Annotated in this window: 4 protein-coding genes; 3 read left to right on the top strand and 1 reads right to left on the bottom strand. The window is 70.1% G+C overall.

What is annotated here, in order from left to right:
• The 3 genes from J0695_RS26815 to J0695_RS26805 all read left to right on the top strand — a co-directional run.
• A partial coding sequence (locus J0695_RS26815) for an ANTAR domain-containing protein (RefSeq protein WP_206966143.1) occupies positions 1-378 on the top strand: 378 nt, incomplete at its 5' end.
• Between the two features lie 24 nt (positions 379-402).
• Positions 403-750: an ANTAR domain-containing protein gene (locus tag J0695_RS26810; protein WP_206966142.1), complete on the top strand. Its 348-nt coding sequence runs from the start codon at positions 403-405 to the stop codon at positions 748-750.
• Positions 751-755: 5 nt separating this feature from the next.
• Positions 756-1,355 carry a hypothetical protein gene (locus J0695_RS26805; RefSeq protein WP_242553230.1) on the top strand — a complete coding sequence of 200 codons (600 nt, stop codon included), beginning with the start codon at positions 756-758 and terminating at the stop codon, positions 1,353-1,355.
• A 14-nt stretch (positions 1,356-1,369) separates the two neighbouring features.
• Here J0695_RS26805 and J0695_RS26800 read toward each other — a convergent pair whose 3' ends face one another.
• Positions 1,370-1,726: a PRC-barrel domain-containing protein gene (locus J0695_RS26800; RefSeq protein WP_206966140.1), complete on the bottom strand. Its 357-nt coding sequence runs from the start codon at positions 1,724-1,726 to the stop codon at positions 1,370-1,372.
• Positions 1,727-2,265 lie beyond the last annotated feature (539 nt).

Here is a 2,265-nt window from a genome sequence, read left to right as displayed (position 1 = left end):
GCCTCGGCGGCCGTCGAGGCGGGGGCGGGCGCGGTCTTCGCGATCCCCCTGCGGATCGGGGCGATCAGCCCTGGGGTCCTCGATCTGTACGCCGTCGCACCGGGAGGGCTGAGCGCCGGAGAGCTGGCCGATGCCATGACCTTCGCCGACGCGGCCGCGCTCGTACTGCTCGACGGGGCGCAGGGCGAACTCGGCGGCTACCGGGCCGAGATCGACCAGGCCACCGGGATCCTCACGGAACAGCTCGGGGTGGGGGTGGAGGAGGCGTTCGTACGGCTGCGCGCCCATACGTACGCCGAGGGACGGCGCCTCGCCGAGGTGGCCGCCGATGTGGTGGCGCACCGGCTGCGCCTTCCTCTGGCTCCGGACCCGGACTAATCTCGTAGGACAGAGGATGTGCTCATGAATGAACAGCTGCTGGCCAAGACATTCGTGGAGCTGGCGGACAATCTCGTCGCCGACTTCGATCTGATCGACTTTCTGCGCCTGCTCACCGACCGCTGCGTCACCATGCTCCAACAGCGCTCCACGCGGCGCAGCACCGTACTCAACGAGCAGTTGCAGGCCGCCCTGGACAGCCGGGTGCTGATCGAACAGGCGAAGGGCAAGTTCGCGGAGCGCCGGGGCACCGACATGGAGCAGGCCTTCAGCGCACTGCGCGGCTATGCCCGATCCCACAACCGCCGTCTCTCCGATGTCGCCCGCGACTTCATCGACGGCAGCGAACCCCTCGACGGACTGGGAGTCTGACCGCCATGGAAGCTGTACGACTGCGCCGCCTGAACCGCTGGCAGGCAGAGGGGCTGAGGGAGGATCTGGCCGATCTGTACGTGGAGTCCTCGGACGCCGCTCCCGGCGAGGAGTTCAGCAGCAGGCAGGCTTTCCTGGACCGCCTGGCGGACGACGTACAGCAGCCGGGCTTCGACATGCTGGTCGCGGAGGCGGAGACCCTGTCGGGATGCGTCTACGGATTTCCCGTGCAGCGCGACGGTTCCTGGTGGGAAGGGTTCGACGGGCCGCTCCCGCAGAACATCGAACAACTCACCGCGTCGGGCCATGTCTTCGCGATCAAGGAGACCCTGGTCCATCCGCACGACCACCCGCGCGAACTCGCGCGCCGGCTGCAGGAGCAGCTCCTCGGCGATCACGAGGCGTCGCTCGGTGCGGCCCTGGTGGAGGGGTCCGGGCGCAAGGCGGCGGCCGCGCTCCGGTCCTGGGGGTGGCAGGAGGTAGGGCGGATCGACCGGCCTGCGGGACCTGCGGGCCTGCGGGTGCTGGTCCTGCCCCTCGGCGAGCGGAGCGCCGCGCATCCGGACGGTCTCGCGCACAACGACCAGACCCAGCGGCCCGAATAGGGGACAGGGTCCGCTCAGCGGCGGGCGAGGCGGCGCACCGTGCCCTTGTCCGGCTGGTAGGACAGCCCGTAGTGCCGGAAGACGGCTTCCTCGTCCTCCGCGGGCAGGATGTCGTCCGTCCCGATCGAGGGGGCTGTCCGTACGAGCGCCTTGGCGTACGCGACCTTGAGGTAGTCAGGGCCGAGCGTCGCGTCCTGGAGCGGGACGAAGTGGAGCCGGTGGCGGGTGGGCAGTCCGGTCCGTACCGTCGCCATGGCCGGTTCGTCGGTCGCGGTGTCCACGTAGACGGCTTCGAGCACGCCGATCCTGTGCCCCGCTTCGTCGACGACGTCGCGGCCCCGCCACTCCCGGGGGTCGGCGGCCCGCATCACGACCGCCGGTCCACGGTGGCGGTCGGAGCCCTGAGTTGTCCGTGTCCGTGAACGGTCGTGGTACGGCGCATGTGCGGCCTCCGGGGCAGCTGCCAGTCTCTGCTGCCGGGGGCTCGGGCCTCACCGAACAGCGTAGTCCTGCCCGGGTGTTGCCGACCCCGCACGACGGTCCCGGGGCGCCGACAGCGCTGTTGCCGAGGCTTCATTCGCCCCGGCAGACCCGGCCGGGATGCTCCAACTCACCTGCCCCTGACCGCTGTTGACAGACCAGACAGTCGGGCGTTGACTGCGAAGCACGGCGTAGGACCATGCCGCTCCGGTACGCAAGGGCGAAGCATTCCTCCTTACCGATTCGCCAGGACCTCGCGGACACCCAGGAACCACCTCGCGAACCGGAGGCCCGGCCATGCTGTTCTGGATTCTTCTCATTGTGCTGATCCTGGTGGTGCTCGGCGTGGTCGGCCGCGGACGCGGCCGGAGCCGTGGCCGCGGAGGACGCAGGTCCTACCGCAGCCGCCGGTGAACCGGCGGACCGATCG

It is taken from the genome of Streptomyces beijiangensis, assembly GCF_017315755.1.
GTDB classification, from domain to species: domain Bacteria; phylum Actinomycetota; class Actinomycetes; order Streptomycetales; family Streptomycetaceae; genus Streptomyces; species Streptomyces beijiangensis.
The sequence above is the reverse complement of the archived record's forward strand: the minus strand, read 5'-3'. Positions and strand labels throughout refer to the sequence as shown.

Bases quoted from the DNA above. Each gene is read 5' to 3' on its own strand.
- J0695_RS26810 (WP_206966142.1), top strand. From the start codon at position 403: ATGAATGAACAGCTGCTGGCCAAGACATTCGTGGAGCTGGCGGACAAT.
- J0695_RS26805 (WP_242553230.1), top strand. From the start codon at position 756: ATGGAAGCTGTACGACTGCGCCGCCTGAACCGCTGGCAGGCAGAGGGG.